Annotated in this window: 18 protein-coding genes and 1 tRNA gene; 2 read left to right on the top strand and 17 right to left on the bottom strand. The window is 35.4% G+C overall.

All coding sequences use genetic code 11. The features are described from left to right. Positions 1-65: 65 nt before the first annotated feature. From EG242_RS07205 to mraZ, 17 genes are all read right to left on the bottom strand, one after another. Positions 66-138, bottom strand: a tRNA-Arg gene (locus EG242_RS07205). 4 nt (positions 139-142) lie between these two features. After that, a complete protein-coding gene (locus EG242_RS07200) occupies positions 143-592 on the bottom strand; it encodes a GatB/YqeY domain-containing protein (protein ID WP_124899228.1) in 450 nt (149 codons plus the stop codon). Positions 593-683: 91 nt separating this feature from the next. Continuing rightward, positions 684-2696: a cell division protein FtsZ gene (gene ftsZ, locus EG242_RS07195; protein ID WP_124899227.1), complete on the bottom strand. Its 2013-nt coding sequence runs from the start codon at positions 2694-2696 to the stop codon at positions 684-686. Between the two features lie 19 nt (positions 2697-2715). Then, positions 2716-4134 carry a cell division protein FtsA gene (gene ftsA, locus EG242_RS07190; protein WP_124899226.1) on the bottom strand — a complete coding sequence of 473 codons (1419 nt, stop codon included), beginning with the start codon at positions 4132-4134 and terminating at the stop codon, positions 2716-2718. A 6-nt stretch (positions 4135-4140) separates the two neighbouring features. After that, the gene (locus tag EG242_RS07185; RefSeq protein ID WP_124899225.1) at positions 4141-4866 is read right to left on the bottom strand and encodes a cell division protein FtsQ/DivIB; all 726 of its coding nucleotides are present in this window, start codon (positions 4864-4866) and stop codon (positions 4141-4143) included. A 4-nt stretch (positions 4867-4870) separates the two neighbouring features. Continuing rightward, on the bottom strand, positions 4871-6220 hold the full coding sequence (murC, locus tag EG242_RS07180) for a UDP-N-acetylmuramate--L-alanine ligase (protein ID WP_124899224.1): 1350 nt from the start codon (positions 6218-6220) through the stop codon (positions 4871-4873). After that, positions 6207-6752, bottom strand: coding sequence for a hypothetical protein (locus EG242_RS07175; RefSeq protein WP_124899223.1), 546 nt, complete (start codon positions 6750-6752; stop codon positions 6207-6209). The genes murC and EG242_RS07175 overlap by 14 nt, the downstream gene beginning before the upstream one ends. A gap of 71 nt (positions 6753-6823) precedes the next feature. Next, the gene (locus EG242_RS07170) at positions 6824-7684 is read right to left on the bottom strand and encodes a virulence RhuM family protein (RefSeq protein ID WP_124899222.1); all 861 of its coding nucleotides are present in this window, start codon (positions 7682-7684) and stop codon (positions 6824-6826) included. Between the two features lie 74 nt (positions 7685-7758). Further along, a complete protein-coding gene (gene murG, locus EG242_RS07165) occupies positions 7759-8853 on the bottom strand; it encodes an undecaprenyldiphospho-muramoylpentapeptide beta-N-acetylglucosaminyltransferase (RefSeq protein WP_124899221.1) in 1095 nt (364 codons plus the stop codon). Positions 8854-8856: 3 nt separating this feature from the next. Further along, positions 8857-10128 (bottom strand): FtsW/RodA/SpoVE family cell cycle protein, encoded by a 1272-nt coding sequence (locus EG242_RS07160; protein ID WP_124899220.1) that lies wholly within the window; start codon positions 10126-10128, stop codon positions 8857-8859. Positions 10129-10133: 5 nt separating this feature from the next. Further along, entirely contained in the window at positions 10134-11465 is a 1332-nt protein-coding gene (murD, locus tag EG242_RS07155; protein WP_124899219.1) for a UDP-N-acetylmuramoyl-L-alanine--D-glutamate ligase, read from the bottom strand. 1 nt (position 11466) lies between these two features. Beyond that, positions 11467-12675, bottom strand: a complete 1209-nt coding sequence (gene mraY, locus EG242_RS07150) for a phospho-N-acetylmuramoyl-pentapeptide-transferase (RefSeq protein WP_124899218.1) — start codon at positions 12673-12675, stop codon at positions 11467-11469. Between the two features lies 1 nt (position 12676). Further along, on the bottom strand, positions 12677-14140 hold the full coding sequence (locus EG242_RS07145; protein ID WP_124899217.1) for a UDP-N-acetylmuramoyl-L-alanyl-D-glutamate--2,6-diaminopimelate ligase: 1464 nt from the start codon (positions 14138-14140) through the stop codon (positions 12677-12679). Then, positions 14137-16131: a penicillin-binding protein gene (locus tag EG242_RS07140; protein ID WP_124899216.1), complete on the bottom strand. Its 1995-nt coding sequence runs from the start codon at positions 16129-16131 to the stop codon at positions 14137-14139. The genes EG242_RS07145 and EG242_RS07140 overlap by 4 nt, the downstream gene beginning before the upstream one ends. Continuing rightward, positions 16122-16460: an FtsL-like putative cell division protein gene (locus EG242_RS07135; RefSeq protein ID WP_124899215.1), complete on the bottom strand. Its 339-nt coding sequence runs from the start codon at positions 16458-16460 to the stop codon at positions 16122-16124. The genes EG242_RS07140 and EG242_RS07135 overlap by 10 nt, the downstream gene beginning before the upstream one ends. Position 16461: 1 nt before the next feature. Then, the gene (gene rsmH / locus EG242_RS07130; RefSeq protein ID WP_124899214.1) at positions 16462-17373 is read right to left on the bottom strand and encodes a 16S rRNA (cytosine(1402)-N(4))-methyltransferase RsmH; all 912 of its coding nucleotides are present in this window, start codon (positions 17371-17373) and stop codon (positions 16462-16464) included. Beyond that, a complete protein-coding gene (mraZ, locus tag EG242_RS07125; RefSeq protein WP_124899213.1) occupies positions 17363-17824 on the bottom strand; it encodes a division/cell wall cluster transcriptional repressor MraZ in 462 nt (153 codons plus the stop codon). The genes rsmH and mraZ overlap by 11 nt, the downstream gene beginning before the upstream one ends. A gap of 342 nt (positions 17825-18166) precedes the next feature. Between mraZ and EG242_RS07120 the strand changes: the two genes are divergently transcribed. Then, entirely contained in the window at positions 18167-18934 is a 768-nt protein-coding gene (locus EG242_RS07120; RefSeq protein ID WP_124899212.1) for an alpha/beta fold hydrolase, read from the top strand. Positions 18935-18936: 2 nt separating this feature from the next. Next, positions 18937-19557, top strand: a complete 621-nt coding sequence (gene yihA / locus EG242_RS07115) for a ribosome biogenesis GTP-binding protein YihA/YsxC (RefSeq protein ID WP_124899211.1) — start codon at positions 18937-18939, stop codon at positions 19555-19557. Positions 19558-19616 lie beyond the last annotated feature (59 nt).

The following is a 19616-nucleotide window of genomic DNA, read 5'->3' as shown; positions in this document are numbered from 1 at the left end:
GGTTGTGTTTTAACACCAAAAAAAACCGTCTCAAATTTTTAGTTTGAGACGGTTACTTTTTTAAGTATCCTCGACAGGATTCGAACCTGCATCATCAGAACCGGAATCTAACATTCTATCCAATTGAACTACGAAGACGTAATTACGCTGTTAAAAGCTTTTTAACAACAGTAGATATTGTTTTGCCATCGGCAGAACCTGCTAATTTTGTGTTTGCTAAGCCCATAACCTGACCCATTGCTGCCATTCCCGAAAAATTACCTTCTGTTATAATTGCTTTAACTACTTCTTCTACTTCAGCCTCAGATAATTGTGCAGGTAAAAACTGTTCTATTACTGCTGCTTGTGCCAATTCTGGTTCGGCTAAATCGGCGCGGTTTTGTTCTGTGAAAATTGCGGCTGCATCTTTACGTTGTTTTACTAATTTTTGTAACAATTTAACTTCGTCTGCTTCTGCTAACTCTGTGGTTGATCCAGACGTTTGTGCTAATAAAAGTTCTGATTTTATGGCTCTTAAAGACTCCAATGCTACTTGGTCTTTCGCTTTCATTGCTTCTTTTAAAGCAACCATTATATTTGTTTGTAAACTCATTTTGCTAAATTTTAAGAGCAACAAATATAATTAAAAAACCTCAAAAAGAAATGCTCTTTTTGAGGTTAAGGTAAATATAAATCTAATTTAATTAGTCTACATTGTCGTGTAAAAACGAGTTGTTAGAACGCAGTTGAACATCGTTGTTCCGGTCTGATGAAACCGATGTACGCGATACATTGCTAGCGTTATTTTGTGTTAAATCAACACCCATTCGCTTATAAGCCGGCTCTTTTTCCAAATCGTTGATCTGGTTTGTAGCGGTGTTAAACTTATGGTTAAACTCCTTCATTTTGCGTTTGCGCTCTTCAGCTCTTTCACGTAAAATATCGTTTATAGAAGTTTCCATTGGCGAATTTTCATCCACAATTACACGTTGTGTTTGTGGAACAAATGTTGGCTCTTCTGTTCTAACAGTAAACGAAAAAGATTCGTCTTCTTTAACAGGCTCTTCAACATTTTGTTTTGAATTCATCAACTGATCTTCCACTTCCATATAATCGCTTAAATCGTATCGAACAATCTCATCTGCTTTTTCAATAGCTTGATTTTGCTGAACTTGATTTTCTTGAACGTTGCTTTGTTGAATTTCAAACGAAAATTCATTTTCAAACGATTCAAATTGATTTTCTTGTTGTTGTAGATCAAACGTAAATTGTTCTGCCATAACATTTTGCGTTTCTGCAATAACTTGTTTTGGCTTAACAATTACAAACGTTGGCTCGTTTACAACAATATTGCGAATATCAACCGTTTTAACGATCGTTTGTGGTACTTCGATATGCTGAACGTTTTGTGGCTGGTTTTCTGTTACATTATTTGTGTTTTGCACAGGTTGAGCCACATTTTGAACGATATTAGTAGGTTGAGTTTGAACTATTGTTTTTTTTTCAACCTCGTTATTTAGCTGGTTTCCTGAATCATCGTCTAAATTATAAACGATTTTTGGAGCCGCCTGAAATCCCGAATTACTTTGTAACGGTTGCTCTGGCGTTGGTGCATTAGTAAAAGCAGGCGCATTGTTTGCCAATAAATCTGCAGTTGCTTTTTGCTCTTCGCCTAAATGATGAATAATTTTACTTTTATTCTCATCGTTTGCGTTAACAATTAATTTTTGTTGTTCAACATCGAAACCTGTTGCAATAATTGTAACCGAAATAGCATCGCCTAAAGCCGGATCTTCACCAACACCCATGATAATGTTTGCATTGTGACCTGCTTCCATTTGAATGTGATCGTTGATTTCACCTATTTCATCAATCGTGATTTCGTTTTCACCAGAAACAATTAATAACAATACGTTTTTAGCTCCGGTAATTTTATTGTCGTTCAATAAAGGTGAATCTAAAGCGCTTACAATTGCTTCTTTTGCGCGGTTTTCACCAGTTGCTTCTGCCGATCCCATGATTGCTGTTCCCGAATTAGATAATACGGTTTTAGCATCTTTTAAATCGATGTTTTGCGTGTAGTGGTGCGTAATTACTTCTGCAATTCCGCGAGATGCTGTTGCTAAAACTTCATCAGCTTTAGAGAATCCTGCTTTAAAACCAAGATTTCCGTAAACTTCGCGTAATTTATTATTGTTGATTACAATTAACGAATCTACATTTTTACGTAGGTTTTCAACTCCGCGCAATGCTTGTTCCTGACGCACTTTTCCTTCAAACTGAAAAGGAATCGTAACAATACCAACAGTTAAAATGTCACGGTCTTTAGCTAATTGTGCAATTACTGGCGCAGCACCTGTACCGGTACCACCACCCATACCGGCAGTTATAAAAACCATTTTAGTGTTAGAATCTAAAAATTGTTCAATTTCTTCGATACTTTCTAAAGCCGATTGCTGACCAACTTCTGGGTTTGCACCTGCACCTAATCCTTCAGTTAAAGTTAAACCCAACTGAATTTTAATAGGCACGGGGCTGTTACTTAATGCTTGCGCATCGGTGTTACAAACCACAAAGTCAACGCCTTTAATACCCTGATTGTACATGTGATTAATGGCATTACTACCACCACCACCAACTCCAATTACTTTAATTACATTCGATTTGTTTTTTGGCAAATCTGGAGAGAATGCTAAATTTTCAAATACCTGATCCATATGCTGCGGTGTTATCTTTTTATTCTGCTTTATCAATAAAATCTTTAAACTTCTTTATAAATTTCCCTAGGAAACGGTTTTCTATATATGCCGATGTTCCTTGTTCTACATCAACCTGTATTTCCTGATTTTCGTCTTCCGGGTTCTTTTGTTGTGGTTTATCGGTAATGGTATTCATTTGAATGCCTTTTGTTTCAACCGATATGCCTACAGGTTCTGTTTTAGCCTGAATTTTTACTGTTCCAGGATGTTCTTGAACATATAAGCGGCTGCGCGAATTGTTAATATCACTTTCCATCATTAAACCAACTGCTGTGGCATATAACGGACGTGAAACTAATTTTGCCGATTCGCCAGAAATATGTTCGTTAGGATAGCCAATACGAGTATCAATCCCTGTAATGTATTCTACTAACTGTTTAATGTGTTTTAGTTCTGATCCGCCACCGGTTAATACAATTCCTGCAATTAATTTTTTGCGAGGATTGTCGTATCCGTAGGCTTTAATTTCCGAAAAAACCATATCAATGATTTCTACAACGCGTGCATGAATGATCTTTGATAGATTTTTTAACGAGATCTCTTTTGCTTCCTGACCGCGTAAACCTGGGATTGAAACAATTTCGTTATCCTTGTTTTCGCCAGGCCAAGCCGATCCGAAACGTATCTTTAATTGTTCTGCCTGTTTTTCAATGATAGAACAACCTTCTTTAATATCTTCTGTAATTACATTTCCACCGAAAGGAATTACGGCTGTATGACGAATAATTCCGTCTTTAAAAATGGCTAAATCTGTTGTTCCGCCACCAATATCAATCAATGCTACACCTGCTTCTTTTTCTTCTTGACTTAAAACGGCGTCTGCAGATGCTAAAGGTTCTAATGTTAAACCCGAAAGTTCTAAACCAGAATCTTTTACACAACGACCTGCATTACGAATAGAAGCCGATTGCCCCACAACAACGTGAAAACTAGCTTCTAAACGGCGACCATACATACCTATTGGTTCTTTAATACCACCTTCTTCATCAACCTTAAATTCTTGTGGTAATACATGTATAATTTCTTCGCCCGGTAACATGTTTAATTTTTGCACTTGGGCAATTAACTTGTCAATATCAATTTCAGAAATTACGGTTTCGGCTTTGTCGCGTGTAATGTATTCTTGATGATGAATACTGCGAATGTGCTGCCCTGCAATTCCTAAAACTACGTCGTTAATTTTACACCCCGATTCTGCCGATGCTTGTGCCACCGCATGTTGAATAGATTGTATGGTTTGCGTTATATTGTTAACAACACCACGTTTTACGCCTAAACTTTTTGCGTTACCAATACCAAGAATCTCGAGTTTGCCATACTCGTTTCTTTTACCTACCATTGCAACAATTTTTGTTGTTCCAATATCTAATCCTACAGCAATGTTTTCTTTATTCATATTCTTTTATTTCGTGCAAACTACTTGCTCTGTAAATCTTAAATTAACGTTTTTGTAATAACCTATAAGGGTATCGTTTTTTGAGTAATGTACAAAAGCTTTGTAATTGTCAAACTTTTTTTCTATTTCTTTTAAATGCCCAAATTCAACCATATAATTGTAATCGCGAACGGTAAATATCAATGACTGATCGGGATTTATCTTTATACCCGTTATCGTTGTTTTTAAAAATTCGTCGTTACTTATGGTATTCAGTAATTCAGAAAAAACTTCTTTATTTTTTGGTTTCAATTCGCCATAAACCACCGGCACGTGTGCGCTAAACTGGTTAGATAATGGCATTTTATCACCAATTTCATCGATATAAAACGATCCGGTGCCGTTCATTACCCTTGCCATTGCCTTTTTCTGTGTTACTTGGGCGTGTAATTTTCCGTCTACATCAACAAATACTTCCGATTTTGCAATCATTGGATGCTTGTTCAGCTTGTCTTCGATCTTTTTTAGGTTCAATTCACTGTTCACTATTTTTGAATCACGGGGGAATGTTTGAATGATCGATTTTTCTACCATTTCCTGCGTAATAAAGTGATTGTTAGAACTTAAAAGCTTTACATCAATCTGTTCAATGTAGCGTGCATTGTTTCGTTGGTTAGCAAAGGCTACCAAAGCAAACAGGGCGGCAATTACAAACGCCAAAAATACATCGAACCAATTGATTTTTTTAATCATTTTATCAATTATTTTTTTCTAATTCTGTTTTAATTTCATCTACCATTTCGCCTACATCGCCAGCGCCGATAATTAAAAGAACTTCGGGGGTATTTTTGGTTAAAAAAGATACTAATTCTTCTTTAGGCAACAAAATTTTCGACGCCGATTTTATCTTATTTATTAACATTGTAGAATTGATGTTTTCTATTGGAAACTCGCGTGCTGGGTAGATTTCAAGCAAAACTACATTGTTAAATGTTGATAAGCTTTCGGCAAAACCGTCCATAAAATCTCTTGTTCTAGAGAATAAATGGGGTTGAAACACGGCTGTAATCTTCTTATTTGGGTACATTTCGTGTACTGCCTGGCTCACGGCATTTATTTCTGTTGGGTGATGTGCGTAATCGTCAATCATCACTAATTTTTCGGTATTGATCTTATAAGAAAAACGTCTGCGGATTCCTTTAAAACTGTCTAATCCCGATTTTATTTCTTCGTTGCTTAAACCATAGGTTTTCGCCATTGCAAATGCCAGTGAAGCGTTCAATACATTGTGTTCGCCAGGCATTAGTAATTTTATATCGGTAATTTTTTCGCCTTTAAAATCTAAATCAAAAACACGTTTGCCGTTTTCGAATCGTAAATTATAAGCATTGATAACAGCCGTTCCGTTTACTGAAACTTCTGTGCCGTTGATGTTTTCAATTCCTTGAGCGATAAACAAATGGTCTTTATCGCTTATTTTTGCTGCAAATTCAGCAAACGATGATTTAATGGCATCGTTGGTTCCGTAAATATCCAAATGATCGGCATCGTCTGAAATTACACAGGCAATATTTGGATGCAGGTGCAAGAAAGATCGATCAAACTCATCGGCTTCTACAACCGTAGCATCCGTTCCGTTACCAATTAAATTCGTATCGTATCCTTCAACAACTCCGCCTAAAAACGCAGTAACCGGCGCGTTTGCAGCCACTAAAATATGCGCCAACATGCTCGATGTGGTTGTTTTTCCGTGTGTACCTGCAACAGCTAACGAAAAACTGTTTTGAGTAATAATACCTAAAACTTCGGCACGTTTTTTTACTGCAAAACCATTATTCTGAAAATAATTAAGTTCGGCATGATGTTTTGGAACAGCCGGTGTGTAAACCACCAAAGTATCTTCGGCATTTTGATAATCTACTGTAATATTTTCTAAATCGTCGGTGTAATGAATGGCAATATCTTCGGCTTCTAACTCGTGTGTTAACTGCGTAGGCGTTTTGTCGTAACCGGCAACATTTTTACCAATACGCTTAAAGTATCGAGCAATGGCACTCATGCCAATACCGCCGATTCCAAGAAAAAATATGTTTTTATAGTTGCTCATTTTGTAATTTCTTGATTTTTCTTTTTGATACTTTGTATATTTTTTTAAAATTTTTATATATCTGTTCTTTGTTTTTAATAGCGTAATTAAGTTCATCTTCACTATTAATTACAAAATCATTATTAACTGCTTTAATTATATCGGCATTTTTATAATATAATTTATTTCTTGTGTGACCGTAATATTCTTCAGTATAAATTAAAACATTTTCATTATTGATAAAATATTTTGTTCTTATCAATTTAGTAATAAGGTCGTTAGTACTTGTAATTTCAGAATAGTCGAACAAGTCAATACAAACTATTTTATCATTTTTTAATTGAACAGATAATGAATGGTAAGTTTTTTTGTTGAATCTGTTTAACAATTTAACATCATCAAGGCTTATCATCTTCAATGAACTATCATTTTTAATTTCATTTACTAAATGATCAAATCTGTTTATTTCTAAAGAATCGGCAATCATATCTTGTCCGAAAACCATTGTTGACAGAAGAATAAAAAATGATAATATGTATTTTTTTATGTTCATATTTTACTACTCGAAGTGACGTTTTGCCTACAACTTTGTAATTTAAAATCTGTTTACTATTATTTCTCTTCTTAAATATTAATTTTCTCTAAAATGCTTTGTACTGATGTTTTTTCTAATTTGGAAAAAGCAAACCATTTTTTGCCTAAATCTTTGAGCGAGGCTCCAAGATGATAAACTTCTTTACTGTCAATTATCAAAAACCTGTCGTGGCTTTGTGTGAAATTTTTTACTTCAAAACCTCCGTATTGTTCGTTTGCTTTTTGTAAATCTAAAAGCAGTTGTTTGGTTGCAGGCTTGGTAAACAAAGCTACTTTTACATTTTTATTTTTCATTGATAAATGAATAAAAGTGTTTTCATCAATATAATTATCAATAAGCACAATATTTTTCTTTGCTGTTTTTATAATTTTTGATGTCAATTCGTAAGCATCAAAAACTTGTCCGTCAAAAAATACGCCCTGCGTAGGAATAAGATGTGTATTGATTTGCAGAGAAATTTTCTGAACTTCATCAGAAAGATTCTCCAGATTATTTTCTATTCTGTTCATTCGTTGATTCAACGCATAACCTTTCAATAAATAATCCCTCAAAACATTTGTAGCCCAAATACGAAATTGCGTTCCTTGTTTAGATTTTACTCTATAACCTACCGAAATAATTACATCGAGATTATAGTGTTCTACTTTTAAAGTTTGTGTTTTCCCTTTAATAGCACCGTGTTGAGTGGTTGTCGCAAAATTTGCGACAACCACTTCTTTTATTAACTCTCCTTCAGAAAATACATTATTGATGTGCTTTCCAATCGTTTTTACATCTCTACCAAAAAGCATAGCAATTTGCTGACGATTAAGCCAAACCGTTTCCTCGTTTATTCTTACTTCGATACGCTCCGTAAGTTCGTCAGGTGTGTATAATACGATTTCGTTCATTTTTGACTTGACTTAAAATAGCTTATAATTCGTTTGACTTTACAACTTTCTAACTTTCTAACTTTCTACTTTATTTACTTAACCAACTTAAAAATTTCGTTTACTATATCTTTTGTAGCATTTGGTAATGCTAATGTTTTAATGTTTTTTGATAATGCTTCTACAACCTGATCGTTTGTTAGCAAGCGTAACATTTGTTCTTGAAACTGATTATCTAAATCTGCTTCTTTCAACAAAACGGCTGCGTTTTTATCTGTAATGCTTTTGGCGTTTTTGGTTTGATGATCTTCTGCAACGTTTGGCGATGGAATAAAAATAACCGGTTTGCCTACAATTGCCAATTCTGAAACAGATGATGCGCCGGCACGAGAAACAATAATATCGGCAGCTGCGAACAATAAATCCATTCGTTCTATAAAATCGTACACAAAAACATCTTCGTTGTTGTGGTATTTTTTGTAATCGTTGATGTAAAATTTACCGCACTGCCAAATTACCTGAACGTTTTGTTCTTTAAAAAAAGGCAATTCTTTTTCTACCAACTGATTGATTCTGCGAGCGCCCAAACTTCCGCCCAAAATAACGACTGTTTTTTTGTTGGGATTTAATCCGTAAAACTCTTGAGCTTCGCTTCGTTTGGTATCAATTGTTAATAAATCCTGACGAACGGGATTACCTGTTTTAATTATTTTGTTCGATTTAAAATAAGTCGATAATCCGTCATAAGCCACACAAATTGCGTTTGCTTTTGATGCCAGCATTTTATTTGTAATTCCTGGATATGAATTTTGTTCTTGTATAACCGTTGGAATATTCATTTGCTGTGCTACTTTTACAACCGCACCACTTGCAAAACCACCGGTTCCGATCACCACATCGGGCTTAAATTCTTTGATAATTTTACGTGATTTCATTAAGCTTGATAAAAACTTAACCGGGAAAAGTGCATTATCAATCGTAATTTTTCTTTGAATACCAGCAATCCACAATCCTTTGATTTCGTAACCCGCAGCAGGAACTTTCTGCATTTCCATTTTATCTTGTGCGCCTACAAATAAAATTTCGGCAGCAGGAATCTGTGCCTTAATTTCGTTTGCAATGGCAATTGCCGGATAAATGTGTCCGCCTGTACCGCCGCCACTAATAATGAATCTTGGATTTGGTTTCATAATTTATTTGTTTAAAACTGCATAGATCGGATTGTCGTCCGAATCATTTTCATTCTTTAAATCTTTTTCAGTTTGTTGTTCTTCTAAAATCCGTTTAAATTCTTCCTGTTTTTTTTCCTGATTCGCCAGTTGTTCTTTTACCTGTTCTTCTTTTCTAGAGATACTTAAAATGATTCCTAACGATACGCATGTCATCCATATTGATGTTCCACCAGAACTAACTAACGGAAGTGGCTGACCTGTTGTCGGGAAAATTTCAACTGCAACGCCCATATTGATAAATGCCTGAAATATGATCGAAAAACCTAACCCAAAGGCGAGATATTTTCCGAACAAATTTGGGGCTTTGTTACTCACTACTAAAAACCGGAAGAGCAATAATATGTAAACGATTAATATGGATATTCCACCTAAAAAACCGAATTCTTCTACAATGATCGCATAAATAAAATCGGATGATGATTGCGGTAAAAAGTTCTTTTGAACACTTTTACCCGGACCAACACCAAACATTTGTCCTTGTGCAATGGCAATTTTAGCATTTTCGATCTGATATCGATCTTCATCTTTATCTTGAGAACCAAATCGACTAAAACGAGCTTCCCAAGTTTTGTATCGCGAAGGAGCCATATCGGGAAATGCTTTAAACATACCAATTGCCAAAGCAACCATAATGGCACAACCAGTTATAATTTTGGTCATGTATTTGGTTGGATATTTACCAACAAACAACAGTAAACCAATAGTGAATAATATAATGGCTGCAGTTGATAAATTCGATGGTAATACTGGACCAATGATGAATGCAGTTGGTACACCTAACCATAATAAAGACCAACCAAATGTGTATTTTTCATCGGCAAAACGCCATAAAAACCACGCGATATAAGCAATTAAAGCAATCCAACCTAAAGATGATGGTTGAAACGAAATGTTAAGCAAAGGTATTTTTAACCAACGACTAGCATTTGCTCCACCAATCATCATGCCTTGAGCAGCTGTAATAAGTAATAAGGCTGAAACGGGTATCCATGCAACGGGAGCCAGATATTTTAAACGATCGAACGGAATGCGGTGAACAAAAAAGATGATCACGATTCCTACAAAAATATGACCGAAGTGTTTAAACAATAAACCTATAATAGAACCTGTTCCAACAACGTGCACCAAGTTGGTACTAGCGCTAAATACAGGCATAAACGAGAATAGGGCAAGTAATATTACATACGCCCATATAGCTTTATCGCCTTGAAATTGGGATAATAACTTTCTCATTTTGTTTATAATTTTTGTACTTCGTTTTTAAATTGTGTTCCGCGGTCTTCGTAACTTGTAAACAGATCGAAACTTGCACAAGCTGGCGAAAGTAAAACAGTATCACCTTCTTCTGATGCTTTTGATGCCAGTTTTACAGCTTCTTCCATTGAAGATGCTTCCACGATTAAATCAACAATTGGCGAAAACGCATTGATGATTTTTGTGTTATCAATACCCAAACAAATAATAGCTTTCACTTTTTCGTTTACAAAGCTCATTAATTCGTCGTAATCGTTTCCTTTGTCAACACCACCAACAATCCAAACAGTCGGTGTATTCATACTTTCTAATGCAAAATACGTAGCATTTACATTTGTTGCTTTAGAATCGTTTATGTATTGTACTTTATTTATTTTAGCAACTTTTTCCAAACGATGTTCTGCATTTTGAAAATTAGATAAACTTTCGCGAATTGTTTGTTTGCGTACGCGCATCATTTGCGCAACTAATGTAGCAGCCATGGCATTTTTTACGTTGTGTTTACCTTCTATTGCAATTTCGGCTACAGGAACCGTCATTTTTTCGTTGTTTATCATTGCTATAATGTTGTTATCTTCTAAATAAGCGCCTTTTTCAAATTTCTTTGTCAGGGAAAAAGGAACCAATTGTGCTTTTGTTTGGTTATTTTTCAGCCAGTTGTTAATGGCTTCGTCGTCTGCATCGTAAATCAAATAATCTTCGCTTGTTTGATTCATTGTGATACGAAATTTAGATGCAATGTAATTTTCGTATTTATAATCGTATCGATCTAAATGATCAGGACTGATGTTTGTAATAATGGCAATGTGCGGGTTGTAATTGATATTTCCGTCTAGCTGAAAACTGCTTAATTCTAACACAAACAATTTTTCAGGATCCAACACAACTTGCTTTCCATAACTTTCACCAATGTTTCCTGCTAAACCAACATTTAAACCTTCTTGCTTTAACAAATGATAGGTTAGCATGGTGGTGGTGGTTTTGCCGTTGCTACCCGTAATTGCGATTGATGTGTTTTTTGCAAACTGATACACAAATTCAATTTCGGATATTACCTTGATGCCTTTTTCGTGCAATTTTTTTACGATGGGAGCTTTATCTGGAATTCCCGGACTTTTTACAACAACATCGGCATTTAAAATTTTGCTTTCGGTGTGTTGCTGCTGTTCCCATTCGATCTTTTCATTATTCAATATTTGCTGATATTTTTCACTGATCGAGCCAAAATCAGAGACAAATATGTCGTAACCTTCTTTCTTTCCTAAAAGTGCTGTTCCAACACCGCTTTCTCCTGCACCTAAAATTACCAATCGCATGCTATCTTAATTTTAATGATACAACACAGAAAATTGCTAAAAAGATACCTACAATCCAAAAACGGGTTACAATTTTACTTTCGTGATATCCTTTTTTCTGATAATGATGATGCAATGGCGACATTAATAAAATGCGTCTGCCTTCTCCGTATTTTCGTTTGGTATATTTAAAATAAGCTACTTGTACAACTACCGAAAGGTTCTCTGCAAGGAAAATTCCGCACAAAACAGGAATCAACATTTCTTTACGAACCGCAATTGCTAAAACGGCAATAACACCACCAATGGTTAAACTTCCGGTATCGCCCATAAAAACCTGAGCTGGAAATGCGTTGTACCAGAGAAAACCGACGAGTGCGCCTACAAAGGCGGCTATGAAAACCGTCATTTCACCGGAATTGGGTATGTACATAATGTTGAGGTAGTTTGCAAAAACAAAGTTACCCGACACAAATGCGAAAATCCCCAAAGCCACAACGGTTATGGCGGATGTTCCTGCGGCGAGACCATCGATCCCATCGGTTAAATTGGCTCCGTTTGAAACTGCCGTTACAATAAAAATTACAATTGGTATAAAAATTAACCAGATGTAATTCTCGTATCCGTCGCCCATCCACGAAATCAACTGTCCGTAATTAAATTCGTTATCCTTAAAAAACGGAATGGTTGTAGTAGTTGATTTAATATCGAACTTACTGGTTACGCCGGTTTCCAACAAAATACTCGGAGTATCGCGCACGGTAATATTCGGATGAAAGTAGAAGATCGCTCCTACAATAAGTCCCAAACCAATTTGTCCTACAACTTTAAATTTTCCTTTTAAACCTTCTTTATCTTTCTTAAAAACCTTGATATAATCGTCTAAAAAACCAATAACACCCATCCAGATTGTGGTTAAAATCAAAACCAAAACATAGATGTTTTCTAATCGTGCCAAAAGCAAAACCGGAATTAACGTTGCCATGATAATGATGATACCACCCATTGTTGGCGTTCCTGCTTTTTCGTTCTGACCTTCTAAGCCTAATTCGCGTACGGTTTCGCCAATTTGCTGTTTGCGCAAATAACTGATGATTTTTTTACCAAAAATGGTTGATACCAAAAGTGATAAAATAAACGCCATTCCCGAACGAAAGGTGATGAACTGGTACAATGCCGATCCCGGAAAATCGAACATACCATCTAAATATTTTAATAAGTAGTATAACATTTTACTTATTGAATTCGTTTAAAAAATTGATAACTTCCTCTAAATCGTTAAAGTGATGTTTCACACCTTTTATTTCCTGATAATCTTCGTGACCTTTGCCAGCAATTAAAATAATATCACCTTCTTTCGCCATTTTGCAGGCTGTTTTTATGGCTTGGTGACGGTCTTCTATTGTTAGATACTTGTTGGTATTTTGTGCTTCAACACCGGCTTCCATTTCCTTTAAAATTTCAAAAGGATCTTCGTTGCGTGGATTGTCTGACGTTAGAATAACCGTATCGCTGTTTTCTGTTGCAATACGTGCCATTACTGGGCGTTTTTCTTTATCGCGATTTCCGCCACAACCAACAACCGTAAACAATTGCTCGTTAAATGTTCGTATTTCAGCAATGGTTTTCAGTACGTTTTCCAACGCGTCTGGTGTATGTGCGTAATCTACAATTGCGGTGATTTTAGTTTTTGAAACGATGAACTGAAATCTACCTGATACACTTTGCAACGTGCTTAAATGCACCAAAACTTCTTCTTTGCTTAAGCCTAATTCTAGAGCTGTTGCGTAAATCGCCAATAGGTTTGATGCGTTGAATTTACCGATTAGCTGTACCCAAACTTCTTGATTATTGATGTTTAGCAACATGCCGTTAAACTGACTTTCAATGATTTTTCCGTTTACATCGGCAACATTCTGTATGCTGTACATTGTTTTCTTTGCGTCACAGTTTTGTAACATGAACGCTCCGTTTTTATCATCGGCATTGCTAATAGCAAAAGCTGTTTTTGGAAGTGAATCAAAAAACGATTTTTTTACATTGCGATATTCTGCGAATGTTTTGTGATAATCTAAATGATCGTGCGAAAGATTGGTGAAAATTCCACCTTTAAACACTAATGCATCAGTACGTTTTTGAGCAATTCCATGCGAACTAACTTCCATAAAACAATAACTGCAACCAGCCTGAACCATTTGGTTTAAGTAGTTGTTTATTGAAATAGAATCGGGTGTGGTATGCGTTGCAGTATAAGCATCGTTACCAATTACTATTTTTACGGTTGATAATAAACCAACTTTATAACCTGCTTTTGTAAATAACTGATGCAATAAGGTAGCAATAGTTGTTTTGCCGTTTGTACCGGTAACACCAACCAAAGACAATTTTTCTGACGGATTATCGTAAAAATTAGCTGCGATAAACGCTAATGCTTTATTGGCATCGGCAACTTTTATATAAGTTACATGATCTGAAAAAACTGCAGGATCATCTTCATAAACAATTGCAGTTGCGCCGTTTTCTATGGCTTTTTCAATATAATCGTGTCCGTTAGAAATAGTTCCTTTTTGTGCGATAAACACACAGTTCGGAGTGATTTTTCTTGAATCAAAGACAATATCAGAGATGTCTATACTTGTAGAACCTCTAACAGCATCTATCGATACTTTATATAGTATGTCTTTTAATTTTTTCAACTTAATTCTAATGTTATTGTTTGTTGTTTTGTAATTTTTTCTCCGTTTGCAACCGATTGTTTTGTTACTTTTCCAAAGCCTACAACCTGTACTTTCAATCCTAAATTTTCTAATATGGCAACCGCATCCATCGCAGGTAAACCAACCACATTAGGCATTGCAGAACCCGAGTGTTTTACGTTTGTGTAATAATTTTTATAACTTTTTACCGCCACTTGTGACGGAGTTTCTATGTTTTTGATTTCTTTTAACGAAGGCACATCTGTAAAAATCTTTTGTGCGATACGTTTAAAAACTGGTCCGGCAACATCACCACCATAATAACTGTGTTTTGTTGGTCTATGGATCACTACGATGCATGAATACTTTGGATTATCGGCAGGAAAATATCCTACAAAAGACGATGCGTAGTACATTCCCCCACGGTTTCCGTAATTCATTTGCGCAGTTCCTGTTTTACCAGCCATTGAAAAATCGTGCGAAAGCAAACCTTTTCCGGTTCCTCTTAAAACCACGTTTTTCATGATTGCCTGCATTTCTTTTACCACTTTTGGTTTTACGATCTGCGGGTTGATCACTTCTTTATCAAAAGTTCTGATTACCTGATTTACATCGCGAATTTCCTTTACAAACTGTGGTTTTACCATTTCGCCATTATTTGCAACAGCGTTGTATAAGGTTAAAGTCTGCATTGGTGTAACTAGAATTCCGTAACCGTAAGCCATCCATGGTAAGGCAATTTTACTCCAATTTCTATCACCAGGAACAGGAATGTACGATTTTGGTTCGCCTTTAAGATCCATACCTAAAGTGGCATTAAACCCAAAATCTTTCATTTTATCTGTAAACTCTTTCGGATTGTCTTTATAAGCCTGATTAACCGCTTGTGTAACAACTGTGTTGGATGAAACTTCAAACGCGCGACCTAAAGAAATTTTTCCGTAACCACGACGGTTAGAATCGCGAACCTGTCTGCCCGAAAAAGTTACAATTCCACCATGAGTATCATAAATAGTAGCAGTATCGGCTTTTCCGTCATCTAACAAAGCTAAATACGATGCCAGTTTAAAGGTAGAACCCGGATCATGGCGTTCTAAAACAGCATAATTTACTGTTTCGCGGTACGATCCATCATCAATCTTTCCAAGGTTTGATATTGCTTTAATTTGTCCCGTATTTGTTTCCATGACAATCACCGTTCCGTGATCGGCTTCATAGTATTCCAAAGAACTTAATAAGGCATGGTGCGCAATATCCTGAACATACACATCTATAGTTGTGGTAATGTCGTAACCGTCTTTGGGATCAATCTCGTTTTCGTCGTGAATTGGTTTCCAAAGGTTTTTAGACATTTTCTGCACCTTGCGCTTGCCTTCTTTACCCGTTAAATAATCGGTAAAAGCAGCCTCGATACCTTTTCTTGTAATGGTTTTATCGTCGTTAACACGTTCGTAGCCTATTGTTCTGTTAGCGATCATTCCCATTGGATATTCGCGTACATGCACCTGGTTAACAATCATTCCGCCTTTAAATTTGCCCAGATTAAACAGCGGAAACGATTTTAGTTTCATATATTGCGTATAACTTAACTTGGTAGCAATATGTATGTAACGTTTTTTGTTAGAACGTGCTTTGCGGAAATAAGCTTCGTATTCGCCTGCCGATTTTTTTGGAATGAACTTGGCTAAAGAATCTGAAAAACCGCGTATATTTTGTTCGAAATTTTCGTTTGACGGTGAATAAGGATCGAAATAAATCGTGTATTTTGGAATAGATGTTGCCAATAAGCTACCATCTGCCGAATAGATGTTTCCGCGGTTTGCAGGAATAATCTCGTCTTTAATCGTTAAACTGTCGGCTTTACTGCGCCATTGCTCGCCTTCTTTAAACTGAATAATGCTCATTTTAAAAAAAATGGCAATACCAATGGCAAGCATTCCAAAGAAAACAAAGTAAATTCTGTTATTTTCGGTTTTCTTCGCTAGTCCCATATCTCATACCACTTTTTTTCTTTTTCAATAACAACTTTTATTTTTTTTGGCGGAACCGAAGAAGGTAAAATCTGATAAAATTCCATTTCTTTTGAAACATTCGATTCCATTCTCAACTGCATTAATTCTGATCTTTTATCAACAAATTCTGATCTAAGCTCTTTAACCTGTTCGGTTAAATCTTTTACTTTCATCATTTTTTGCTCGTAAAAGTGGTTATTTGCAATCAAGACCAACGTCCAGAAAACAATGTATATAATAAAAAGCCAATTTTTCAACGATTGCCCTTCAACCAAAAATTTTGCTTTTATTATATTGTTTAATCCCATTCTATTTTTTTTCTGCTATTCTTAATTTGGCACTTCGTGCTCTGTTATTTTGTTTAATTTCTTCATCGGTTGGAACGATCAGTTTTCCTATGGTTTCAAAAGGAACTTCAAATCTTCCGAAAAAGTCGCGTTCCGGTTCGCCTTCAAACATTCCGTTTTTTATGAATCGTTTTACTAATCGGTCTTCTAAAGAGTGATACGATATTACGCTTAAACGCCCGCCCGGTTTCAGAATTTCTAACGATTGTTCCAAGAATTCTCTTAAAGCGTCCATTTCTTGATTCACTTCAATACGAATTGCCTGATAAATCTGCGCTAAAATTTTATTGCTCTTATGTGCCGGTAAAAAACGCGAGAATATTTTTTTTAATTGTTCTGAATTTTTAATTGGCTCTTCTTTTCTAGCAGTTACAATTGCTGCAGCCAAACCGCGTGCATTGTTTAATTCGCCGTAAGAGAAAAACATTTTGCTTAATGCGGCTTCGTCATAATCATTGATTACTTCGTAGGCAGAAAGACTGCTGTTTTGATTCATTCGCATATCTAATTCGGCATCAAAACGAGTAGAAAAACCTCTTTCGGCAACATCAAACTGATGAGATGATACGCCAAAATCGCCCAAAATTCCATCGACTTGTTTAATGCCGTACACACGTAAAAATCGTTTTATGAAACGGAAATTCTCATTTATCAATATAAAGCGTTCATCGTCAATCGCATTTTTCAAAGCATCGGTATCTTGGTCAAAAGCAAACAATTTTCCGTTTGGTCCTAAGTGGCGCATAATTTCTTTTGAATGTCCGCCACCGCCAAAAGTAACATCAACATAAACTCCGTCTGGCTTTATGTTTAAACCGTTAACCGTTTCTTTTAAAAGTACGGGGTTGTGATATTCGTATTCGTTATGCTCCATAATTATTTATTGTTCCCATCACTTCTTCGGCTAAATCGCCAAAGTCAATTTCTTCATCGTTTACTATTTGTTCGTATAAATCTTTATCCCAGATTTCAATCAGGTTAATTTTCGATGAAAACACCACGTCTTTAGAAATATTTGCGAATTCAACCAAATCTTTACTCATTTGCAAACGTCCGGCGTCATCAATATCAACTATCTTTACGCCCGCCATAAACTTGCGAATAAAGGTGTCTGCCTTGCGGTTAAAACGGTTTAATTCGTTTAATTTTTCTAACATTTTGTTCCATTCGTTCATTGGCCAAAGTTCAACGCATTTCTCATAAACAGAGCGTTTTAGAATAAAACCATCACCAACAGAAATCAGTTGTTTTTTTAATGCAGCAGGTATCAACACCCTTCCTTTGGTGTCAATTTTACATTCGTATGTACCTACTATTGGTTGCATTAAATTTTTACATTAGATTAATTACAAAACAAAAGTAAGTAAAATTTTACCACTTCCTACCACTTTTTACCACTTTGTTGATAAGTTTTTGTTTATAGTGTATTCTTTGGTAACTTATTGATTTTAAGCAGTGAATTTTTTTTTAACGAATTTTAATCAACCTTAAATAATATATAAGTATCTTTCAAAATAAATACGCATTTAGTATAAATTATTACTAATGTTTTAAATAACTGCTGGTGTAAAGTTGTGCGATTTAATAGTTGTTTAGTAATTAAAGTACGTTAACTTTACCCGATTTTTTATTAATATCGTATATTTGTACGAATTGAAATCGCATATATGGAGCGAAACATAATAGAAGAAGGAAAATTTAGATATATTGAAATTGGTGAAGGAACACCAATTGTTATTTTACACGGTTTAATGGGCGGGTTAAGTAATTTTGATGGAGTAGCCAACTACTTTCCTAAAAAAGGATATAAAGTGGTACTGCCAGAATTACCTATTTATACCCTAAATATATTAAAAACAAATATTAAAGCTTTTGCAAAATTTGTACACGAATTTATAAAGCATAAAAAATACGATAAAGTAATTTTACTAGGTAATTCTTTAGGTGGGCATATAGCCTTATATTACACAAAGATGCATCCAGAGTTTGTTGAAGCATTGGTGATAACTGGTAGTTCTGGGTTGTACGAAAGTGCCATGGGCGACTCTTATCCGCGTCGTGGCGATTACGAGTTTATAAAAAAGAAAGCCGAAGATGTTTTTTACGATCCGGCGGTTGCAACCAAAGAAATTGTCGATGATGTTTACGCAACAGTAAACGATCGTATTAAATTGATAAAGACACTTACAATTGCAAAAAGTGCCATTCGTCATAATATGGCAAAAGATCTACCTAAAATGAATACGCGTACTTGTATAATTTGGGGAAGAAACGATATTGTAACACCACCAGATGTTGCAGAAGAATTTAACGAATTATTACCAGATTCTGATCTTTTTTGGATTGATAAATGCGGGCATGCTGCAATGATGGAAAAACCAAACGAGTTTAATGAGATTTTAGACCAGTGGTTTGAAAAACGAAATATTAAGTAATTATGAAGATTAATACTGCTGAATTTATCATAAGTAATTCCGATGTAAAGAAATGTCCAACAGAGCCTATTCCGGAATATGCTTTTATAGGAAGATCTAACGTTGGAAAATCTTCACTGATTAATATGCTTACCAACAATAAAAGTCTTGCAAAAACATCAAGCCGTCCAGGAAAGACGCAGTTAATAAATCATTTTAAAATTAACAGCAACTGGTTTTTGGTCGATTTACCGGGATACGGTTATGCGAAAGTTTCAAAATCAACAAAAGCGATCTTTCAGAAATTCATTACCGAATACTTTGAAAAACGCGAACAATTGGTAAGTGCTTTTGTTTTGGTTGATATTCGTCACGAAGCACAAAAAATTGATTTGGAGTTTATTACTTATTTAGGCGAAAGCGGCATTCCGTTTGGAATTATCTTTACAAAAGTGGACAAAATAAGTAAAGGAAGTATTCAAAAACATACGGCAGCTTATACTAAAGCATTACATGCCAATGGTTGGGAAGAAGTGCCACCATTTTTTATAACATCGTCTGAAAGTGAATTTGGTAAAGATGAGGTGTTGAACTACATTGATCAGATAAATCAAGACATATTTAAAAATAACAGTTTTGTATAAAAAAGAAGCCGTCTCAATATTAAAATTTGAGGCGGTTTTTTTATTAGAATTAATTTCCA

Source organism: Paenimyroides viscosum, from assembly GCF_003858535.1.
Taxonomy (GTDB): domain Bacteria; phylum Bacteroidota; class Bacteroidia; order Flavobacteriales; family Flavobacteriaceae; genus Flavobacterium; species Flavobacterium viscosum.
The sequence above is the reverse complement of the archived record's forward strand: the minus strand, read 5'-3'. Positions and strand labels throughout refer to the sequence as shown.

Excerpts from the sequence above, each read along its gene's own strand:
- ftsA (WP_124899226.1), bottom strand. The coding sequence starts at position 4,134 with ATGAATAAAGAAAACATTGCTGTAGGATTAGATATTGGAACAACAAAA.
- rsmH (WP_124899214.1), bottom strand. The coding sequence starts at position 17,373 with ATGGAGCATAACGAATACGAATATCACAACCCCGTACTTTTAAAAGAA.
- mraZ (WP_124899213.1), bottom strand. The coding sequence starts at position 17,824 with ATGCAACCAATAGTAGGTACATACGAATGTAAAATTGACACCAAAGGA.
- murC (WP_124899224.1), bottom strand. The coding sequence starts at position 6,220 with ATGAGCAACTATAAAAACATATTTTTTCTTGGAATCGGCGGTATTGGC.
- ftsZ (WP_124899227.1), bottom strand. The coding sequence starts at position 2,696 with ATGGATCAGGTATTTGAAAATTTAGCATTCTCTCCAGATTTGCCAAAA.
- mraY (WP_124899218.1), bottom strand. The coding sequence starts at position 12,675 with ATGTTATACTACTTATTAAAATATTTAGATGGTATGTTCGATTTTCCG.
- murD (WP_124899219.1), bottom strand. The coding sequence starts at position 11,465 with ATGCGATTGGTAATTTTAGGTGCAGGAGAAAGCGGTGTTGGAACAGCA.
- yihA (WP_124899211.1), top strand. The coding sequence starts at position 18,937 with ATGAAGATTAATACTGCTGAATTTATCATAAGTAATTCCGATGTAAAG.
- murG (WP_124899221.1), bottom strand. The coding sequence starts at position 8,853 with ATGAAACCAAATCCAAGATTCATTATTAGTGGCGGCGGTACAGGCGGA.
- EG242_RS07160 (WP_124899220.1), bottom strand. The coding sequence starts at position 10,128 with ATGAGAAAGTTATTATCCCAATTTCAAGGCGATAAAGCTATATGGGCG.
- EG242_RS07170 (WP_124899222.1), bottom strand. The coding sequence starts at position 7,684 with ATGAACGAAATCGTATTATACACACCTGACGAACTTACGGAGCGTATC.
- EG242_RS07175 (WP_124899223.1), bottom strand. The coding sequence starts at position 6,752 with ATGAACATAAAAAAATACATATTATCATTTTTTATTCTTCTGTCAACA.
- EG242_RS07185 (WP_124899225.1), bottom strand. The coding sequence starts at position 4,866 with ATGATTAAAAAAATCAATTGGTTCGATGTATTTTTGGCGTTTGTAATT.
- EG242_RS07140 (WP_124899216.1), bottom strand. The coding sequence starts at position 16,131 with ATGGGACTAGCGAAGAAAACCGAAAATAACAGAATTTACTTTGTTTTC.
- EG242_RS07120 (WP_124899212.1), top strand. The coding sequence starts at position 18,167 with ATGGAGCGAAACATAATAGAAGAAGGAAAATTTAGATATATTGAAATT.
- EG242_RS07135 (WP_124899215.1), bottom strand. The coding sequence starts at position 16,460 with ATGGGATTAAACAATATAATAAAAGCAAAATTTTTGGTTGAAGGGCAA.
- EG242_RS07200 (WP_124899228.1), bottom strand. The coding sequence starts at position 592 with ATGAGTTTACAAACAAATATAATGGTTGCTTTAAAAGAAGCAATGAAA.